15 protein-coding genes and 1 riboswitch are annotated in these 19,598 nt (G+C 69.8%); of the genes, 8 read left to right on the top strand and 7 right to left on the bottom strand.

Going from position 1 to position 19,598, the window contains the following annotated elements; all coding sequences use genetic code 11:
- Positions 1 to 227 precede the first annotated feature (227 nt).
- On the top strand, positions 228 to 1,196 hold the full coding sequence (locus AB0389_RS22295) for a diacylglycerol kinase family protein (protein WP_366397195.1): 969 nt from the start codon (positions 228 to 230) through the stop codon (positions 1,194 to 1,196).
- Positions 1,197 to 1,513: 317 nt separating this feature from the next.
- Positions 1,514 to 1,771, top strand: coding sequence for a WhiB family transcriptional regulator (locus AB0389_RS22290; RefSeq protein WP_004937597.1), 258 nt, complete (start codon positions 1,514 to 1,516; stop codon positions 1,769 to 1,771).
- A 275-nt stretch (positions 1,772 to 2,046) separates the two neighbouring features.
- Here AB0389_RS22290 and AB0389_RS22285 read toward each other — a convergent pair whose 3' ends face one another.
- Positions 2,047 to 3,546 carry a PAS domain-containing sensor histidine kinase gene (locus tag AB0389_RS22285; protein WP_366397264.1) on the bottom strand — a complete coding sequence of 500 codons (1,500 nt, stop codon included), beginning with the start codon at positions 3,544 to 3,546 and terminating at the stop codon, positions 2,047 to 2,049.
- A gap of 298 nt (positions 3,547 to 3,844) precedes the next feature.
- Positions 3,845 to 4,939, bottom strand: a complete 1,095-nt coding sequence (locus AB0389_RS22280) for an SIS domain-containing protein (protein ID WP_366397194.1) — start codon at positions 4,937 to 4,939, stop codon at positions 3,845 to 3,847.
- Positions 4,940 to 5,118: 179 nt separating this feature from the next.
- Here AB0389_RS22280 and nagB point away from each other — a divergent pair, with 179 nt between their 5' ends.
- Positions 5,119 to 5,901, top strand: a complete 783-nt coding sequence (nagB, locus tag AB0389_RS22275) for a glucosamine-6-phosphate deaminase (protein ID WP_366397193.1) — start codon at positions 5,119 to 5,121, stop codon at positions 5,899 to 5,901.
- A 647-nt stretch (positions 5,902 to 6,548) separates the two neighbouring features.
- On the opposite strand, the gene AB0389_RS22270 is transcribed toward nagB, so the two are convergent.
- From AB0389_RS22270 to AB0389_RS22255, 4 genes are read right to left on the bottom strand one after another with little or no spacing between them, the layout of a single operon-like run.
- A complete protein-coding gene (locus AB0389_RS22270) occupies positions 6,549 to 8,117 on the bottom strand; it encodes a glycoside hydrolase family 3 N-terminal domain-containing protein (RefSeq protein ID WP_366397192.1) in 1,569 nt (522 codons plus the stop codon).
- A 7-nt stretch (positions 8,118 to 8,124) separates the two neighbouring features.
- Complete coding sequence (locus tag AB0389_RS22265; RefSeq protein WP_366397191.1) at positions 8,125 to 8,985, bottom strand: carbohydrate ABC transporter permease; 861 nt, start codon at positions 8,983 to 8,985, stop codon at positions 8,125 to 8,127.
- On the bottom strand, positions 8,982 to 10,013 hold the full coding sequence (locus AB0389_RS22260; RefSeq protein WP_366397190.1) for a sugar ABC transporter permease: 1,032 nt from the start codon (positions 10,011 to 10,013) through the stop codon (positions 8,982 to 8,984). The genes AB0389_RS22265 and AB0389_RS22260 overlap by 4 nt, the downstream gene beginning before the upstream one ends.
- Before the next feature lie 27 nt (positions 10,014 to 10,040).
- Positions 10,041 to 11,333, bottom strand: a complete 1,293-nt coding sequence (locus AB0389_RS22255; RefSeq protein WP_366397189.1) for an extracellular solute-binding protein — start codon at positions 11,331 to 11,333, stop codon at positions 10,041 to 10,043.
- Positions 11,334 to 11,578: 245 nt separating this feature from the next.
- Here AB0389_RS22255 and AB0389_RS22250 point away from each other — a divergent pair, with 245 nt between their 5' ends.
- The 3 genes from AB0389_RS22250 to AB0389_RS22240 all read left to right on the top strand — a co-directional run bounded on the left by AB0389_RS22250 (position 11,579) and on the right by AB0389_RS22240 (position 14,948).
- Complete coding sequence (locus tag AB0389_RS22250) at positions 11,579 to 12,373, top strand: GntR family transcriptional regulator (RefSeq protein WP_366397188.1); 795 nt, start codon at positions 11,579 to 11,581, stop codon at positions 12,371 to 12,373.
- Positions 12,374 to 12,519: 146 nt separating this feature from the next.
- A complete protein-coding gene (locus tag AB0389_RS22245) occupies positions 12,520 to 14,745 on the top strand; it encodes a carbon starvation CstA family protein (RefSeq protein WP_366397187.1) in 2,226 nt (741 codons plus the stop codon).
- A complete protein-coding gene (locus AB0389_RS22240) occupies positions 14,745 to 14,948 on the top strand; it encodes a YbdD/YjiX family protein (protein ID WP_366397263.1) in 204 nt (67 codons plus the stop codon). Before AB0389_RS22245 ends, AB0389_RS22240 begins: the two co-directional genes overlap by 1 nt.
- Before the next feature lie 69 nt (positions 14,949 to 15,017).
- On the opposite strand, the gene AB0389_RS22235 is transcribed toward AB0389_RS22240, so the two are convergent.
- Positions 15,018 to 15,602, bottom strand: coding sequence for a Uma2 family endonuclease (locus AB0389_RS22235; protein WP_366397186.1), 585 nt, complete (start codon positions 15,600 to 15,602; stop codon positions 15,018 to 15,020).
- Positions 15,603 to 15,670: 68 nt separating this feature from the next.
- A riboswitch (cobalamin riboswitch) is annotated at positions 15,671 to 15,841 on the top strand.
- 153 nt (positions 15,842 to 15,994) lie between these two features.
- Here AB0389_RS22235 and AB0389_RS22230 point away from each other — a divergent pair.
- Positions 15,995 to 18,424 carry a ribonucleoside-diphosphate reductase subunit alpha gene (locus tag AB0389_RS22230; protein ID WP_366397185.1) on the top strand — a complete coding sequence of 810 codons (2,430 nt, stop codon included), beginning with the start codon at positions 15,995 to 15,997 and terminating at the stop codon, positions 18,422 to 18,424.
- Positions 18,424 to 19,458, top strand: coding sequence for a ribonucleotide-diphosphate reductase subunit beta (locus AB0389_RS22225; protein ID WP_366397184.1), 1,035 nt, complete (start codon positions 18,424 to 18,426; stop codon positions 19,456 to 19,458). Before AB0389_RS22230 ends, AB0389_RS22225 begins: the two co-directional genes overlap by 1 nt.
- Positions 19,459 to 19,598: the final 140 nt, after the last annotated feature.

Below are 19,598 nucleotides of genomic sequence, written 5' to 3'. Positions count from 1 at the left end.
CGGGGCGCGCGCCCGCATCACCGGGACCGGCCGCATCACCCGGACCGTCCGGGCCGTCGGTTCCGGCGGGCTCGGGCGGTTCGGGGGCGCTCGCGGGTCGGGGCCGCTTCTTGTCGCTGCTCACCCCAGCAGCGTAGCCACCGCCCGCCGCCGTCCGCCGCCCGGCCGGGAACGACCGGGGGCGACCGGGGGCGACCGGGGCCCGTTCGGCCGGTAATCTGCTCGTCATGCGCGCACTCCTCGTGGTCAATCCGGCAGCAACCACTACGAGCGCCCGCACCCGCGACGTACTGATCCACGCGCTGGCCAGCGAGATGAAGCTGGAGGCCGTGACCACGGAGTACCGGGGGCACGCCCGCGACCTGGGCCGCCGGGCCGCCGAGTCCGACGACATCGAGCTGGTCGTGGCGCTCGGCGGGGACGGCACGGTCAACGAGGTCGTGAACGGTCTGCTGCACCACGGACCCGACCCGGACCGGCTGCCGCGCCTCGCGGTCGTCCCCGGCGGCTCGACCAATGTCTTCGCCCGCGCGCTCGGACTGCCGAACGACGCGGTCGAGGCGACCGGCGCGATCCTGGACGCGCTCGCGCTGCGGAGCGAACGTACGGTCGGTCTGGGACTGGCGGCCGGCACGCCGGGCTCGGACGACGAAGCCGCGCCGGCCCGCTGGTTCACCTTCAACGCGGGATTCGGATTCGACGCGGGAGTGGTCGGCCGGGTCGAACAGCACCGGGAACGCGGAAAGCGTTCGACACACGCGCTTTATGTACGACAGGTGATGCGTCAGTTCCTGGAGGAACCGCACCGCCGGCACGGAATGATCACTTTGGAACGGCCCGGTGAGGATCCTGTCGAGGATCTCGTGCTGTCCATAATCTGCAACACCGCTCCCTACACTTACCTGGGCAATCGCCCGCTGTACTCGTCCCCCACGGCCTCCTTCGACTCGGCGCTCGACGTCCTCGGGCTGACCAGCATGTCGACCTCGGCAGCCGCCATATATGGGACTCAACTGCTCACATCGACCCCCGACCGGGGCCCCCACGGGCGCCACGCGGTATCCCTGCACGACCTGACCGACTTCACCTTGCATTCCAAGGCGCCCCTCCCTTTTCAGATGGACGGTGACCACCTTGGAGTGCGTACGAGCGTGACGTTCACAGGCGTTCGCCGTGCACTGCGTGTGATTGTGTGAGTAGAAGGACCGAAACTCCTTTCACTCGAACGTTTAGGCTGGGATCCACCCCATGGAAGTACGGCTGTGACCTAGTCGACACCGAGGAATCCAAAAAAACTTTCCAGAAGGGGTTGTATCCGCCGCCGAGGTTTGCGAGTCTCTACATGGCGATCGGGACGGCCCGCAACATCGGCCTCCACGGGAGCCAGAACCCCTCCTCAAACACAAGGACCACACCAGTCCGCTGGCGGTCGGCCCTTCCCTTGTCGAGGGATTCGTGAAAGCGTTCACATTCACAAGCAACCTGCACGTCATACACAAGAGAGGTAGCAGCCATGGACTGGCGTCACAACGCCGTTTGCCGCGAGGAAGACCCCGAGCTGTTCTTCCCCATCGGCAACACCGGTCCTGCGCTGCTGCAGATCGAGGAAGCCAAGGCCGTCTGCCGTCGCTGCCCCGTCATGGAGCAGTGTCTGCAGTGGGCGCTCGAGTCCGGCCAGGACTCGGGTGTTTGGGGTGGCCTCAGCGAGGACGAGCGCCGCGCTATGAAGCGCCGTGCCGCTCGCAACCGGGCGCGTAACGCGACCGCCTGAAGCCCCCTGCCACAAGCCTTGGACGGCGGAGCGTACAGCGTGTACGCATAGCCCCGCCCCCGAAACGCAGCGCGCAGTACCCCCCGATGCGCATCGCAGTGTGAGCTTCGAACCGAGCCCCGGACCGACACCACGGTCCGGGGCTCGCTGCTGTGTTCGGGACGGTCGCACACGCGGGGCCCTCGTACACGCGGAGCCCTCGTGCACAAACGGTCGCCGTACGAGCACAATTACTCTCCGTGCACGGCGATTTCCACCGCTTCCGCGCACTTCCGTTACTTCTGCGGCTTCACCGGGATGTCCAGCATCACCCGCGTACCGCGCACCGGCGCCGGCACCATGTCGAACGTGCCGCCCAACTCGCCCTCCACCAGCGTCCGCACGATCTGGAGCCCCAGATTGCCGCCGCGCTGCGGATCGAACCCCTCGGGCAGCCCGCATCCGTCGTCCTGGACGGTGATCATCAGGCGCGCGTCGTCCGCGTGCGCCGCACGTCCCCGGCCCGCCTGCGCCTCGCCGCCGCCGCGCACCGCCGAGACATCGACCGTGCCGTGCTCCCCCTGGGCGAACGCGTGTTCAAGCGCGTTCTGGAGAATCTCGGTGAGGACCATCGACAGCGGCGTCGCCACCTCGGCGTCCAGAATGCCGAACCGTCCCGTACGGCGGCAGACGACCGTGCCCGGCGAGATCTCGGAGACCATCGCCAGCACCCGGTCGGCGATCTCGTCGAACTCGACGCGCTCGTCCAGATTCTGGGACAGCGTCTCATGGACGATCGCGATCGAACCGACGCGCCGGACCGCCTCGTTGAGCGCCGCCCGGCCGCGCTCCGACTCCATCCGCCGCGACTGGAGGCGCAACAGCGCCGCGACCGTCTGGAGGTTGTTCTTCACCCGGTGGTGGATCTCCCGGATGGTCGCGTCCTTCGTGATCAACTCGCGCTCGCGCCGACGGAGTTCCGTCACGTCGTGGAGGAGCACCAGCGAACCGATCCGGACGCCCTTGGGCTTGAGCGGGATGATCCGCAGCTGGATGACGCCGTCGCCGCCCTCGACCTCGGTCTCCCGGGGCGCGTAACCGCTGGCCAGCTTGACCATGGCCTCGTCCACCGGGCCGCGCGCGGGCGCCAGTTCGTCGGTGGTCCGGCCGAGATGGTGCCCGACCAGGTCGGAGGCGAGCCCCAGCCGGTGGTACGCGGAGAGCGCGTTGGGGCTCGCGTACTGCACGATCCCGTCGGCGTCGAGCCGGATCAGTCCGTCGCCGGCGCGCGGCGAGGAGTCCATGTCGACCTGCTGGCCGGGGAACGGGAAGGAGCCCGCGGCGATCATCTGGGCCAGGTCGGAGGCGGACTGGAGATACGTCAGCTCCAGCCGGCTCGGGGTGCGCACGGTGAGCAGGTTGGTGTTGCGCGCGATGACGCCGAGGACCCGCCCCTCACGGCGCACGGGGATGGACTCGACGCGTACGGGCACCTCCTCGCGCCACTCGGGGTCGCCCTCCCGGACGATCCGCCCCTCGTCGAGCGCGGCGTCCAGCAGCGGACGCCGGCCGCGCGGCACGAGATGGCCGACCATGTCGTCCTGGTAGGAGGTGGGGCCGGTGTTGGGGCGCATCTGGGCGACGGAGACATAACGGGTGCCGTCGCGGGTGGGGACCCAGAGCACGAGGTCGGCGAAGGAGAGGTCGGAGAGCAGCTGCCACTCCGAAACCAGCAGATGCAGCCACTCCAGGTCGGATTCACCGAGAGCTGTGTGCTGGCGTACGAGGTCGTTCATGGAGGGCACACCCGCGAGCGTACCCGCGTGGCACATCCAGATCCGCCCGGACCTGGGTCTGGCCGGGAGAAGCGGTCTAGTCCACAATGGGAACCACGATCGAACAAAAGCCCCCATCCTCCCCGCACAGGAGGGTGGACCGAGGACCCGGACGCTCTCTGCCCTGACTGCGACGGGACCTCTCCCACGGCCGCGCGGGACCGCACACCCGCCGGCCGAGCATTCCGGGCTGCGGTGCCGAGCGGGCTGAGGGTCCCGACCCGGCGCCGCGGCCCGCGGGTGGCTTCACCGCGGAGTATCAGCGGGATTCCGGCGTCTTGGCCATCGCGCGCGGAACGTCCGGGTCGTGCCCCCGGGCGAGGGCGAGTTCGTACGCCAGCAGATGCAGCGGCAGGATCTCCAGGATCGGCTGGAGCCGCTCCGGCACCCCCCGCGTCGGCAGGACGAAGCCCGTCGACGCCCGGCGCACCTCCGCCTCCGTACCGATCACGAAGAGATCGGCGCCCCGGGACCGCAGCCGGTCGAGGACCGGACGCAGCGCCTCGCCGCCCTTGCCGTCGGGTACGACCGCGATCACCGCCGAGGTGTCGCCGACCATCGCGAGCGGGCCGTGCAGCATGTCCGCGCCGGAGAAGGCGAGCGCGGGCAGGTAGCAGGTCTCCATGAGTTTCAGCGCCGCCTCCTGGGCGGTCGGATAGCTGTAGCCGCGCGAGGTGACGACGACCCGCTCGGCGAAGCGGTACCGGGCGGCGAGCGTACGGATCTCCTCCCGGCGCGCCACGATCTCCTCGGCCAGGTCGGGCAGCGGCGCGAGGGACGGGCGGTCGTCGTGGGGACCGCCCAGCTCGCCGCCGCCGAGCGCCGCGACGAAGAGGTAAAGGGAGAGCAGTGAGGCGGTGTACGACTTGGTGGCGGGCAGCGCCCGTTCCGGGCCGGCCAGCACATCGATGTGGAACTCCGAGACGGCCGCCAGCGACGAGTCGGGGTTGTTCGTCAGTGCGACGGTGATCGCCCCGGCCTCCCTGGCCGCCCAGGTGGACGCCACGAGATCGGGCGAGCCGCCCCACTGGCTGACGGCGACGAAGAGCACGCCGGTGAGATCCGGGTGCGCCCCGTAGGTCGTCGTCGTGGACATGGAGGCGAGCCCGCAGGGCAGCCCGCGCCTGATCTCCAGCAGGTACTTGCCGTAGAGGGCCGCGTGGCCCGAGGTGCCGCGTGCGGCGAGCAGCGCGAAGCGCGGTTTGCGGGCCGCGATCACCGCCGCGACCTCGCGGATGCGCGGCTCGCCGTCCTGGAGGATCCGCCGCAGCACGGCGGGCTGCTCGGTGACCTCGGCGGACATCAGCCGGCCGGGCCACTCGACGGGGCCGTCCTCCGGATACGCGGCAGACATGCGGGATCGCCTCCAAGTCGCTCACGCTCCCGGAACCCCCGGTTCCCAGTCGACCACGGTCCGTCGAACTCCCGCCACCGGGCATGGGACGCGCCCGGCCCCCTCTGGTAGAATTGGTCTATACCACATCTGCTCGTACCGTGCGTCCCATCCCAGCCCCAGATCGGCAGGTCTCCCGCGTGGAAGTTGTCATCGTCAAGGACGCCCCGGCCGGCGGCACGCTCGTAGCCGACAGCATCGCCGCCCTGCTCCGCCGCAAGCCCGATGCCCTGCTGGGGGTGGCCACCGGCTCCACCCCGCTGCCCGTCTACCAGGCGCTGGCCGACCGGGTACGGGCCGGCGCGGTCGACGTGTCGCGCGCCCGGATCGCACAGCTCGACGAGTACGTGGGGCTGCCCCCCGGCCACCCCGAGTCGTACCGCTCGGTCGTCCTGCGCGAGGTGGTCGAGCCGCTCGGGCTGGAGGAGGGCGCCTTCCTCGGTCCCGACGGCAGCGCCGAGGACGTCCAGGCGGCGTGCGAGGCGTACGACCGGGCGCTGGCCGAGGCGGGCGGGGTGGATCTCCAGCTGCTCGGCATCGGCACGGACGGCCACATAGGTTTCAACGAGCCCTGCTCGTCGCTCGCCTCCCGCACCCGTATCAAGACGCTGACCCCACGGACCCGCGCGGACAACGCCCGCTTCTTCGACTCACCCGACGACGTGCCGCACCACGTGATCACCCAGGGCATCGGAACCATCCTTGAGGCCCGCCACCTGGTGCTCCTCGCCACCGGCGAAGGCAAGGCGGAGGCCGTGGCCCAGGCGGTCGAGGGCCCGGTGGCCGCGCTTGTACCGGCCTCGGCGCTCCAACTGCACCCGCATGCGACGGTGATCGTGGACGAGGCGGCGGCCGGTCGGCTGAAGCTGGCGGACTACTTCCGTGCGACGTACGCGTCGAAGCCGGCCTGGCAGCACATATAGCGGGGTCGCCTCCCGGCGGGGGGCCGTGGTCTTTGACGGTGCGGGGTCCGAGCCGGTGCACGCGGTGCCGGGGGCCGGGGCGGGGTCGCCTCCCGGCGGGGGCCGTGGGTTAGCGGTGCGTTGCGGGGTGCGGCTGGTTGGTTCCGGTGCCGGGTGCCGGGGCACTCCGGAGGCGCATCCCCGGATGCACGATTTACGCCGCGTGCGGGCCGGTTCTCAGTCCGCGGGTGCGTTCAGCGGCACAAATCGCGCTTTACATCCGGGGACGTCACCTCCTGCGACCCCGGCCCCCTCGGGTCGCTGGTCGGCTCGCGCGCAAACCACCCGGCCCGGCCGGGGCGGGTGGGTCCGTGACGGGCCGGTGAAGGGGGCACCGCAGGGGGTATGTGTCCGGACGTAAAGTGCGATTTGTGCCGCTGAACGAGACCCGCGCTGTGTGTTCCGGCCCGCACGCGGCGTAAATCGTGCAGTCCGGGCACGTGCCCCCGGAGGGGCACCCGGCAACAACCCGCAGGTGTGCACCGGGCCCCCCAAGACACCCGAGACCACGGACCCTCGCCGGGAGGCAACCCGCACGTACGAACCGGGCCCCGCCCAAGACAAGCCACGGCCCCCGCCGGAAGGCAACCCGCAGGTGCCCACCGGGCTCAGCCCAAACCCGACCACGGCCCCTCGCCGGGAGGCGAGACGCCCGTGATGACCTCCGCCGCCGCCCGCCCGCACACCCGCGCCGCGCCGTGCGTGGCGATGTGCAGGGCTCCGGCGGGTGCCGCCTCGTTGAGGCCCATCTCTACGACGAACGTGCCGGGCCGCGCCGCGAGCAGCGCGGTCAGGGCCTCGGCCATCCAGCGGTGGCGGTGGGCATCGCGGACGACCGCGACGACGGTACGGTCCCCCGCCGCCGCCAGTACCTCCGCGACCAGGTCGTCCACCGGCCGCTCGGCGCTCCGGTCGCCGCTGTACGAGCCGGTTCCGGTGCCCGGGAGGAGCCGCTCCAGCTCCGCCGCGGGCCCCCACGGCGTCTCGTCGCCGACGGCGATGTTCGCGACAGGGGTGAACGCGGCGACGTACGGCGCCCGCGTCAACGGCTGGGCCGTCCCCGTCACCCGTACGGCGCGACGGGCCGCGACCAGGCCGACGGGAGCGCCCGCGCCGGGCGCGGTCCCCTCCTGCGTGTCCGCGCCCGGCCCGTGCGTCCCCCTGCCCCGCAGCGCCCAGTCGGCGAGCGCGCGCACCCGCGCGGCGGCGTCGGCCAGTCGCTCCTCGGGGAGTTCGCCCGCCCGTACGGCCGCCACCAGGGCGTCGCGCAGCCGCAGCACGGTGTCCTCGTCCGCCAGTCCGCCGCCGACGCAGATCGCGTCGGCGCCCGCGGCGACGGCGAGGACGGAGCCGCGCTCGATCCCGTACGTCGAGGCGATCGCCTGCATCTCCATGCCGTCGGTGACGATCAGGCCCTGGAACCCCAGCTCCTCGCGGAGCAGCCCGGTCAGGATCCGCGTGCTGAGGGTCGCCGGGAGCTCCGGATCGAGCGCGGGGAGCAGGATGTGCGCGCTCATGACCGCCAGGGAGCCCGCCGCGATCGCCGCGCGGAACGGTCCCAGCTCCCGCTTGTGCAGGGTGTTCGGGTCCGCGTCGATCCGGGGCATCGAGAGGTGCGAGTCCACGGCGGTGTCACCGTGGCCGGGGAAGTGCTTGGTACAGGCGGCGACCCCGGCGCGCTGGAGGCCCTCGACGTAAGCGGCGGTGTGCCGGGCCACCAGCTCGGGGTGCGCGCCGAAGGACCGTACGCCGATGACCGGGTTGTCCCGGTTGGAGTTCACATCGGCGGACGGCGCCCAGTTGAAGTTCACCCCGCACGCGGCGAGCCGCCGGCCCAGCTCGTGGGCGACGTTCCTGGTGAGGTCGGGGTCGTCGACGGTGCCCAGCGCGTAGTTGCCGGGGAAGGAGGAGCCCCGCCGTACCTCCAGCCGGGTGACGTCGCCGCCCTCCTCGTCGATCGCGACGAGGACGTCGTCCCGCTCGGCGCGCAGGCGCTCGGTGAGCGCGGCGAGCTGTTCGGGTGAGGAGACGTTCCTGCCGAAGAGTCCGACCGAGGCGAGGCCCTCGTCGAGCCGCCGCAGCAGCCAGTCGGGCGCGGTGGTGCCCACGAAACCCGGCTGGAGGACGGCGAGGGCGTCGCGGGTGAGGCTGTCCGTACGGGGGGCGAGCTTCGTCATCGGCTTCCTAACCCTTCACGGCGCCGGCCGTCAGACCCGCTGCCATCTTGCGCTGGACCAGCAGGAACAGAAGGACGATGGGCACAGCCATCATCGTGGAGCCCGCCATCATCGGAGCGAACTCGGTTCCGTGCTTGGTGGAGAAGTTCGAGAGCCAGACGGTCGCGGTCTGATTCTGCTGGCTCATCAGCATCAGCGCGTACAGATACTCGTTCCACGCCTGGATGAAGCCGTAGACGGAGGTGGCGACCATGCCCGGGGCGAGCAGCGGGAAAACCACCCGAAGGAAGGCGCCGGTGCGGGAGCAGCCGTCGACCATCGCCGCTTCCTCCAGCTCCTTGGGGATGTTGACGATGAAGCCCCGGAGCGTCCACACCGTGAAGGGCAGGATGAAGGTCAGGTACGTGATGACCAGACCGGAGAGCCTGTCGTACTGCCCCAGGTCGTTGAGGAGCAGGAAGACCGGAATGATCATGGCGACCAGCGGGACCATCTGTACGGCGAGGATGCCGACGATCACAATCTTTCGGCCCCGGAAGGCGAACCGCGAGATGGCCAGGGCCGCCAGCAGCCCGACGGCGATGCCGATGACCACGACGACGGACGAGACGAGCAGCGAGCGCCCGACCGGCCCCCAGAAGTCGGCGATGTTCAGCGCCCGGCGGAAGTTGTCCAGCGTGAACGTACGGGGAAAGAAGTGCGGGTCGGGGTCGATCGCCTCCCCGGCCGGTTTGAACGCCGTGTTCAGCATCCAGTAGACGGGGAAGCCGGCGACCAGGAAGACGAGCAGCCCGAGCAGGTTCCAGCCGAACTTGTTTCCCGGCCGACGAGTACGGGGTGCTGTGGCGGTGGGCGCGTTCGCGGTCACTCCACCTCTCCGATCCTGAGCATCTGGCGCATGTAGACGGCGATCACACCCAGCAGCAGGAAGACCGTGATCAGCGCGATCGCCGAGCCCTGGGAGTAGTCGTTGACCACGAAGGCCCGGTCGTACGCGTACGTGGTGAGCAGTTGGAACTCGGCCTCCGGGTGGCCGCCCCGCATCACAAAGACCTGCGGGAAGACGCTCATGTCCCAGATCACCGAGAGCGTCGCGAGCATCACGATGATGGGCTTGAGGATCGGTACGGTGACATGGCGGAAGACGCCCCAGGCGCCCGCCCCGTCGAGGCGGGCGGCCTCCTCCAGCTCCTTGGGGACCTGCGTGAGTCCGGCGCCGAGGGTGATCGCGACGAACGGAACGGCGCCCCAGACCACCAGCAGCATGATCACCGCGAGCCCCTGGGGGCCGCTGGCGAACCAGTTGTGCCCGATCAGATCGACCCCGGGGAGCCTGCTGAGCACCCAGTTGAGGACGCCGTAGTCCGAGTCGAACATCCACTTGAAGATGGTGATGGCGACCAGGACGGGCATCCCCCAGCTCGCCACCAGCGCGATGTTGACCAGGGTCCGCACCCAGCGGGAGACCCGCTGCTGGAGCAGGGCGACCAGCATGCCGAGCACCATGGTGAGAATCACCGCGCCGGCCGCGAAGAGCACCGTACGGACGACGACCGCCCAGAACTCACCGTCGCCGAGGATGCCGGCGAAGTTGTCGAAGCCCGTGAACTCCGGGGCCTGGAAGCCCCAGAGCTGGGACTGGCCGAACGTCTGGAAGGAGAGGGTGACCAGCCGCGTCAGCGGATAGCCGAGGACCAGCAGCAGGACGCCCAGACAGGGCGCGAGCAGCAGCCAGGGCGCCGCGCCGGCGCGGGCGCGCGCTCCGGCGCCCGCGCCGGGCTTCTTCACGCCCTGCCCGGGTACCCGGGCTCGGCCTTCCCCTTGTCCCCCGCCGCCGCGCGCCGGATCGCGCCGTACGGGCGGCTGCTCGGGGGTCGTTGTCTCCACGGCGCTCATCGCGCGCTCCTCAGCGGCACCGTCGGGTCACTTGGTGTTGATGACTTTGTCGATGGCGGTGTCCGCGTCCTTCGCGGCCTCCTCCACCGACTTCTTGCCCGTGGCGATGGACTGGAGCATCGTCTGGAGGACCTGCGCCTTCTCGACCTGCCCCCAGCCCGGAGCCATCGGCACGAACCAGCTCGACTCCGCGGCGGTGGCCGGGACGGCGGTCGCCGGGTCGCCCTTCAGCGTGGCGAGATCGGTCTTGTTGTTCGGCAGGTTGCCCTTGGCGATCAGACCCTGCTGGCCCTTGCCGCCGGTGAAGGCGTTGATCCACTCGGCCGCTACGGCCTTGGCCTTGGACTTGACCGGGACGGCGAGGTCGGAGCCGCCGAGGAAGACGGGCATGTTCCCGCCGGACGGGCCCGGCATCACGAAGTTCTCCAGATTGCCCTTGAGCTTGCCGGTCTTGTCGGCCTTCGGGTCCTCGGCCGCGCCGCCCTCCCAGGCCGAACCGAAGATCATGCCGGACTTGCCCTGGCCGTAGACGATGTAACGGTCGGACTCGTCCTTGGTCTTGTCGCCCTTCATATACGCGTCGAGGACCCGCTTGTACTCCTTGAGGCCCTTGACCGACTCGGGCGAGGAGAGCGTGGCCTTGAACGAGCCGCCGCTCTCCTCGGCGATCGCACCGTCGGCGTCGTATACGAAGGACATCGCCGCGTACCAGTCGCGCGAGGGCTGGTACCAGGCGCTGAACTTGTCGCCGTTCTTCGCCTGGATCTTGTCCAGGGCGGCGGTCAGCTCCGGGTACGTCTTCGGGACGGCCTTGACGCCGGCCGCCGCGGCCACGTCCTTGCGCCAGTTGGCCACCCGGCCGCCCGCGTAGTACGGCACGCCGTAAGTCTTCCCGCCGTACGTGACCGACGACTTCAGGCCGTCCAGCCAGGCGTCCGAGTTGTCGAACGCGGCCGGATCCAGCTCGGCGAAGGCGCCCTTCACCGTGTAGCCGAGCATCTCGGTGTTGCCCATCTCGACCACGTCGGGTGCCTTGTCGGTGGCGAGGACGGCGTCGAGCTTGGTGTTCTTGTCGGGCCAGCCGTAGTACTCGTGCTTGATCTTGATGCCCGGGTGCTTCTCGGTGACGGCCGCGTCGGCGGCCTTGACCAGTTCCGGCCAGTTGTTCTGGGCATCGACCGTCAGCCAGACGGTCAACTCCTTGGCGGACTCGCCTTTGGCCGCGCCGCCCTTGGAGTCGCCCGAATCGCCCGAGCCGCACGCCGCTACGCCGGCCAACATGCCCGCGACGCCCATCGCCGCGATGAACTTGCGCTTCACGCCACCCTCCTCAGGGATGCCCGTACCCCTGGTCTTTAATGGTTTAGACCAGTACCGGGAGCTTGGCCTAGACCTTTAGGGGTGTCAAGGGTGTATAAGAAGGGCAGTCAGGTCCGTTACCGGACCGACATCTGAGGGCGGGCCATATCGGATGGCACTCTCGTCGCAGGACCGTGCCACCATGTGAGCCGCGACAGACGGAGGAGCCGGTGACGGCAGCAGCGCACGACTCGGGAAGGCGGGCCATGGCCACGGATGCGGGCGGTACGGACACCGAGAGCGGCACTCCTCCCGGCATCCCCAGCATTCCCAGCACCCCCACCCGCACCGCGCGCGTGCCCAAGTACTACCGGCTCAAGCGGCACTTGCTCGATATGACCGACACGCTGCCGCCCGGCACACCGGTGCCGCCCGAGCGCACCCTCGCCTCCGAGTTCGACACCTCGCGCACCACCGTGCGCCAGGCGCTCCAGGAGCTGGTCGTCGAGGGCCGGCTGGAACGCATCCAGGGCAAGGGCACCTTCGTCGCCAAGCCCAAGGTCTCGCAGGCCCTGCAACTCACCTCGTACACCGAGGACATGCGGGCCCAGGGCCTCGAACCCACCTCGCAGCTGCTGGACATCGGCTACGTCACCGCCGACGACACCCTCGCCGGGCTGCTCGACATCACCACCGGCGGACGCGTCCTGCGCATCGAGAGACTCCGGCTGGCCAGCGGCGAGCCGATGGCGATAGAGACAACGCACCTGTCGGCGAAGAGGTTCCCGGCGCTGCGCCGCTCGCTCGTCAAGTACACGTCCCTCTATACGGCGTTGGCCGAGGTGTACGACGTCCATCTGGCCGAGGCCGAGGAGACCATCGAGACCTCGCTCGCCACCCCGCGCGAGGCCGGCCTGCTCGGTACGGACGTCGGCCTGCCGATGCTGATGCTCTCGCGCCACTCGCTGGACGGGGCCGGCGAGCCGGTGGAGTGGGTGCGGTCCGTCTACCGGGGCGACCGCTACAAGTTCGTGGCGCGCCTGAAGCGCCCGCCGCGCTGATCGGGCGGGTGCGTGGCCAGGCCCGCCCGGCCGGAAACGCTGTTTCTGTGCAGATCCGGCGACAGGGGGTGACGGCGCCCGATCGTCTCGCTTAGATTTCCTGCGCGTGACCGCAGGTGATCACCGAGTGAGGGGACGGAACCGCCGTGACAGAGCCCGCACCGCCCAACACCGCACCGGACAAGGCCCGTAGCGGCCTCACAACGAGATCGATCGTCATATGGTCGCTCGTCGCCCTGGCGGGCGCGGCCGGCTGGGGCGTGCTCGCGCTCTCCCGGGGCGAGGAGGTCTCGGCCGCCTGGATGGTGGCCGCCGCGCTCGGCTCGTACGCCATCGCGTACCGCTTCTACTCGCGCTTCCTCGCGAACCGCGTGCTCAAGGTCGACCGGACCCGCGCCACCCCGGCCGAACGGCTGGACAACGGTGTGGACTTCCACCCCACCGACCGGCGCGTCCTGTTCGGCCACCACTTCGCGGCGATCGCGGGCGCCGGGCCGCTGGTGGGCCCGGTCCTCGCCGCGCAGATGGGGTATCTGCCGGGCACCATCTGGATCGTCGCCGGGGTCATCTTCGCGGGCGCCGTGCAGGACATGGTGACGCTGTTCTTCTCCACCCGCCGCGACGGCCGTTCGCTCGGCCAGATCGCCCGTGACGAGATAGGGCCGCTCGGCGGGGTGGCCGCGCTGATCGCGGTCTTCGTCATCATGATCATCCTGCTGGCGGTGCTGGCGCTGGTCATCGTCAACGCGCTCGCCCACTCCCCCTGGGGCGTCTTCTCCATCGCCATGACCATCCCGATCGCCCTCTTCATGGGCGTGTATCTGCGGGTGCTGCGGCCCGGCCGGGTCACCGAGGTCTCGCTGATCGGGGTGGCGCTGCTGCTGCTCGCGATCGTCTCGGGCGGCTGGATCGCCGAGTCGTCGCTGGCCGGGACCTTCACGCTGGAGGCCGGCACCCTCGTCATCTGGATGATCGCGTACGGCTTCCTCGCCTCCGTACTGCCGGTGTGGCTGCTGCTGGCGCCGCGCGACTATCTGTCGACGTTCATGAAGGTCGGCACGATCGTGCTGCTCGCGCTCGGTGTGGTGATCGCGCTGCCGACGCTGAAGATGGACGCCGTCACGGAGTTCGCGAGCGGCGGCAACGGCCCGGTCTTCGCCGGCTCGATGTTCCCGTTCGTCTTCATCACCATCGCGTGCGGCGCGCTCTCCGGCTTCCACTCCCTGATCTCCTCGGGCACCACGCCGAAGATGGTCCAGAAGGAGACGCAGATCCGGATGATCGGGTACGGCGCGATGCTGACCGAGTCGTTCGTCGCGATCATGGCGATGATCACGGCCTGCATCATCGACCCCGGGCTGTACTTCGCGGTCAACTCCCCCGCCGGACTCATGGGCGGTACGGTCGAATCCGCCTCCCAGGCGGTCGCCAACCTCGGCTTCACCATCACGCCCGACCAGCTCGCGCAGGCCGCCAAGGACGTCGAGGAGGCCAGCCTGCTGTCCCGGACGGGCGGCGCGCCGACCTTCGCGCTCGGCATGTCGGAGATCTTCTCGTCCGTGATCGGCGGCGCCGGAATGAAGGCGTTCTGGTACCACTTCGCGATCATGTTCGAGGCGCTCTTCATCCTCACGACGGTGGACGCGGGCACCCGCGTCGGCCGCTTCATGCTCCAGGACATGCTCGGCAACGTGTACAAGCCGATGCGCCAGGTCAGCTGGAAGCCGGGCGTCTGGTTCGCCAGCGCGGTCGTGGTCGGCGGCTGGGGCTACTTCCTCTGGGTCGGCGTGCACGACCCGCTGGGCGGCATCAACCAGCTGTTCCCGCTCTTCGGCATCGCCAACCAGCTGCTGGCGGCGGTGGCGCTGGCCGTCTGCACGACGCTGCTCATCAAGTCCGGCCGGCTGAAATGGGCCTGGGTGACCGCCGTACCGCTGGCCTGGGACGCCGCCGTCACCCTCACGGCGAGCTGGCAGAAGATCTTCTCCGACAATCCCAAGGTGGGCTTCTTCACCCAGCGGGACGTCTACCAGGCGGGCATCGACCGGGGCGAGATCCTGCCACCCGCCAAGTCGATGGACGACATGCACACCGTCGTCACCAACTCCCTCGTCGACGGCGTCCTCACGGCGATCTTCGCGCTGCTCATCCTGGTGGTCCTGGCGGACGCGGGGCGGGTCTGCGTCAAGGCGATCCGTCACCCGGAGAGCGTGAAACTCTCCGAAACCCCGTACGTCAAGTCCCGGATCGTGGCCCCGGCAGGCCTGATCCCCACGCAGGAGGAGAAGGCGGAACTGGCAGCGGCGGAAGCGGAAGCGGAAGCGGCTGAGGCCTCCAAGGTGGCGGCAGGCACCGGAAACGGCACCCCGTGATGGCAACCCCCCGGCTGCGCCACCTAGCATCCCGGATCCGCTGGTACGTACGCGAGCTGACCGGCGAATCCGCGTACGACCACTACGTCACCCACACCCGAACCCACGCCCCCACGGCCCAGATCATGGACCGCCGAACCTTCGAACGCACCCGCACAGACGCCCGCGAGGCAGACCCCCGCGAGGGCTTCCGCTGCTGCTGAGCGGGATCACGCCCCGGCCGGGGCGGCCCGGCACCCACTACGGGAGCCGGGCCACCCCGGCCCCCGGCGTCAGCGCACCCAGTTCTTGAGCTGCTCCGTCTCCAGCGTGACACCCACCGGGTCAGGGAGCGTGATCTCCTTGCCGAACGGCACCGTGTGGGCATTCTCGTAGCGCCCGCCGTCCGGCTCGCTGTAGACCGTCACCTCGCAGCGCTCGCGGTCGACCAGCAGATAGAGCGGGATCTCGGTCTCGGCGTAGGCCCGGGGCTTCTCGACCCGGTCACGGCTGTCGGTGTCCGAGTCGTACGAGGTGACTTCCACCGCCATCAGCACGGGCGCCGGATCGGCCCACTCGCCCTGACCGACAAAGGCGCCGCTGGGCGCCACCGAGCCATCCGGTCGGGCACGGCCCTTCCGGTACGCCTGTACCTGGAGTCCCTGCCGGGGATAGAGCCACAGCTCGGGACATGACCGCACACAGACGCGCGTCAGCCACTGCATGATGCGCCCGTGGTCCCCATCTGGCAGGACCCTGTTCCTGATCCTCCCGTCGATGAGTTCCAGCCGAATACTCGGGGTGGTCCGGGCCAGTACACGAGTGGCTTCGTCGAACTCATCGGGAAGGATCGGGGACTCGTAATCGATGACCGTCACAGGGGACACCTCCTAGTGCGTACGACGATAGCGATGAGGTCTGACACAGGCCGCCAGAATGACGTGCGACACAACATCTGGGGGGTGGCATCGCAGCCGCCCCCCAGATGTATGCTCAACCTCGCTGTCGACGCAGGGGAATCCGGTGCGAATCCGGAACTGTCCCGCAACGGTGTGTGATGGTGCGCTTTGCCGCACCCTCATGAGTCCGGGTACCTGCCGACGGTGCGTCCGGCTCGACCCGAACCGGACGCCCAGACGTCCGGGCCTCGCGGTTGGGCCGGTGGACGCGCCGCGCTGTGCTGCCCGCCTCCGGGCCGTACCGCCGCGCCCGCGATCCCCCGTTCCCCTCCCGCCGTACAGGCCCGGAGCCGAGCGAGGGAGAGCACCCCGTGAGCATCGCGCCAGCGGATCCGGCCTCAGTCCTTTCCGCAGCGGACCTTTCCGCAGTGGTCGCCGAGCCGTCCGACGGTCCCGGCACCGCGCTGCTGCGGACCCTGACCGAGCTGACCGCCGATCTGCCCGACACCGATCCGGGCAGGGTCGCCGCCGCCGCGCTGCGCGGCCGGAACGCCCGCTCGGACGCGGCCGAGCTGCGCGGGCTCGCCACCGAGGCGGCGGCCGGGCTGATCTCCGAGGACCCGGCGTACTCCCGGCTCGCGGCCGGACTGCTGACGCGCGCCATCGCGGACGAGGCGGCCACCCAGGGCGCCGTGTCGTTCTCCGCCTCCGTCGCCGTCGGCCACCGCGAGGGCCTCATCGCGGACCGTACGGCCTCCTTCGTGGCGCTCCACGCGGACCGGCTCGACGCGATGATCGACCCCGCCGCCGACGACCGCTTCGGCTACTTCGGGCTCCGGACGCTCTACAGCCGCTACCTCCTCCGGCACCCGATCACCCGCCAGGTCATCGAGACCCCCCAGCACTTCATGGCGCGCGTCGCCGCCGGCCTCGCCGAGGACGACAGCGACCGGGCCGTGACCGAGGTCGGCCGGCTCTACACGCTGATGAGCCGGCTGGAGTACCTCCCCTCCTCCCCCACGCTCTTCAACTCCGGCACCCGGCACCCGCAGATGTCCTCCTGCTATCTGCTGGACTCCCCGCTGGACGAGCTGGACTCCATCTACGACCGCTACCACCAGGTGGCGCGGCTCTCGAAGCACGCGGGCGGGATCGGCCTGTCGTACTCCCGCATCCGTTCGCGCGGTTCGCTGATCCGCGGGACGAACGGCCACTCCAACGGCATCGTCCCCTTCCTCCGCACGCTCGACTCGTCCGTCGCGGCCGTCAACCAGGGCGGCCGGCGCAAGGGCGCGGCCTGTGTCTACCTGGAGACCTGGCACGCGGACCTGGAGGAGTTCCTCGAACTGCGCGACAACACGGGCGAGGAGGCGCGTCGTACGCACAATCTAAACCTCGCGCACTGGATCCCCGACGAGTTCATGCGCCGGGTCGACACGGACGGCACCTGGTCGCTGTTCTCGCCGTCCGACGTGCCGGAGCTGGTCGACCTGTGGGGCGACGAGTTCGACGCCGCGTACCGCGAGGCGGAAGCGGCCGGCCTGGCCCGTAAATCCCTCCCCGCGCGCGAGCTGTACGGCCGGATGATGCGCACCCTCGCGCAGACCGGCAACGGCTGGATGACCTTCAAGGACGCGTCGAACCGTACGGCCAACCAGACCGCCGAGCCCGGCCACACCGTCCACTCCTCGAACCTCTGCACGGAGATCCTGGAGGTCACGGACGACGGCGAGACGGCCGTCTGCAACCTCGGCTCGATCAACCTGGGCGCGTTCGTAAGAGAAGCCGACGGCGAGATCGACTGGGAGCGCCTGGACGAGACCGTCCGTACGGCCGTGACCTTCCTCGACCGCGTCGTGGACATCAACTTCTACCCGACCGAGCAGGCCGGCCGCTCCAACGCCAAGTGGCGCCCGGTCGGCCTGGGCGCGATGGGCCTCCAGGACGTCTTCTTCAAGAAACGCCTGCCCTTCGACTCCCCCGAGGCCGCCGCGCTCTCCACAAAGATCGCCGAGCGCATCATGCTCGCCGCGTACGAGGCGTCCTGCGACCTCGCCGAGCGCAACGGCCCGCTCCCCGCCTGGGAGAAGACGCGCACCGCGCGCGGGGTGCTGCACCCCGACCACTACGACGTGGAGCTGACCTGGCCGGAGCGCTGGGACGCGCTGCGCGCCCGCGTCGCGAAGACCGGCATGCGCAACTCGCTGCTGCTCGCCATCGCCCCGACGGCGACGATCGCCTCGATCGCGGGCGTGTACGAGTGCATCGAGCCGCAGGTCTCCAACCTCTTCAAGCGCGAGACGCTGTCGGGCGAGTTCCTCCAGGTCAACTCGTACCTGGTGGACGAGCTGAAGCGGCTCGGCGTCTGGGACGCGCAGACCCGCGAGGCGCTGCGCGAGTCCAGCGGCTCGGTGGCGGGCTTCACCTGGGTCCCGGCGGAGGTGCGGGAGCTGTTCCGTACGGCGTGGGAGATCCCGCAGCGCGGCCTGATCGACATGGCTGCGGCGCGTACGCCGTTCCTGGACCAGAGCCAGTCGCTGAACCTGTTCCTGGAGACTCCGACCATCGGGAAGCTCAGCTCGATGTACGCGTACGCCTGGAAGAAGGGCCTGAAGACGACGTACTACCTGCGGTCGCGCCCGGCGACGCGCATCGCACGGGCGGCGGGCTCGCAGCAGACGGCGTCAAGGCCGGAGCCGGCCACGGCCACGGCCGCTCCCGTACCCGCGCAGGCAGTGTCCACGGAGGACGCGATCGCCTGCTCCCTGGAGAACCCCGAGTCCTGCGAGGCATGCCAGTAATGACGAACAACACTTCCGCCAGCACTTCCGTACAGAAGAACCTGCTGGACCCGGGCTTCGAGCTGACCCTGCGGCCCATGCGCTACCCGGACTTCTACGAGCGCTACCGGGACGCGATCAAGAACACCTGGACGGTGGAGGAGGTCGACCTCCACTCGGACGTGACCGACCTGGCCAAGCTCACACCGGGCGAGCAGCACATGATCGGCCGGCTGGTCGCGTTCTTCGCGACGGGCGACTCGATCGTGTCGAACAACCTGGTGTTGACGCTCTACAAGCACATCAACTCCCCGGAGGCGCGGCTCTACCTGTCGCGCCAGCTCTTCGAGGAGGCCGTGCACGTCCAGTTCTATCTGACGCTGCTGGACACGTACCTGCCCGACCCGGACGACCGGGCGGCGGCGTTCGACGCGGTCGAGGAGATCCCGTCGATCCGCGAGAAGGCGCAGTTCTGCTTCAAGTGGATGGACTCGGTAGAGAAGATCGACCGCTTGGAGTCGAAGGCCGACCGCCGTCGCTTCCTGCTCAACCTGATCTGCTTCGCGGCCTGCATCGAGGGGCTGTTCTTCTACGGCGCCTTCGCGTACGTGTACTGGTTCCGCTCGCGCGGGCTGCTGCACGGCCTGGCCACGGGCACGAACTGGGTGTTCCGCGACGAGACGATGCACATGAACTTCGCGTTCGAGGTCGTGGACACCGTACGCAAGGAGGAGCCGGAGCTCTTCGACGAGCAGCTTGAGCAGCAGGTCACGGACATGCTCAAGGAGGCGGTCGAGGCGGAGCTCCAGTTCGGCCGCGACCTGTGCGGCGAGGGCCTGCCCGGTATGAACACGGAGTCCATGCGCGAGTACCTGGAGTGCGTGGCGGACCAGCGCCTCCAGCGACTGGGCTTCCCGCCGGTGTACGGCTCGCAGAACCCGTTCTCCTTCATGGAGTTGCAGGGCGTGCAGGAGCTGACGAACTTCTTCGAGCGGCGTCCGTCGGCGTACCAGGTGGCGGTGGAGGGCACGGTCGGCTTCGACGACGACTTCTAGACGAGTCGCGGTTGGCCGGGTCTTGTGGTGGCGCCGGACCGTCGAGGGCCTCGACGGTCCGGCCGCGGTGCCGCTCCAGCTCCCCCAGCTCCACCACCTCCCCCAGCTCCGTGCCCCGCCATGCCGCGCCCCGGCCGATT

The sequence above is a fragment of the Streptomyces sp. NPDC093109 genome (assembly GCF_040701725.1).
Classification (GTDB): domain Bacteria; phylum Actinomycetota; class Actinomycetes; order Streptomycetales; family Streptomycetaceae; genus Streptomyces.
This window is presented reverse-complemented; position numbering and strand designations above follow the sequence as displayed.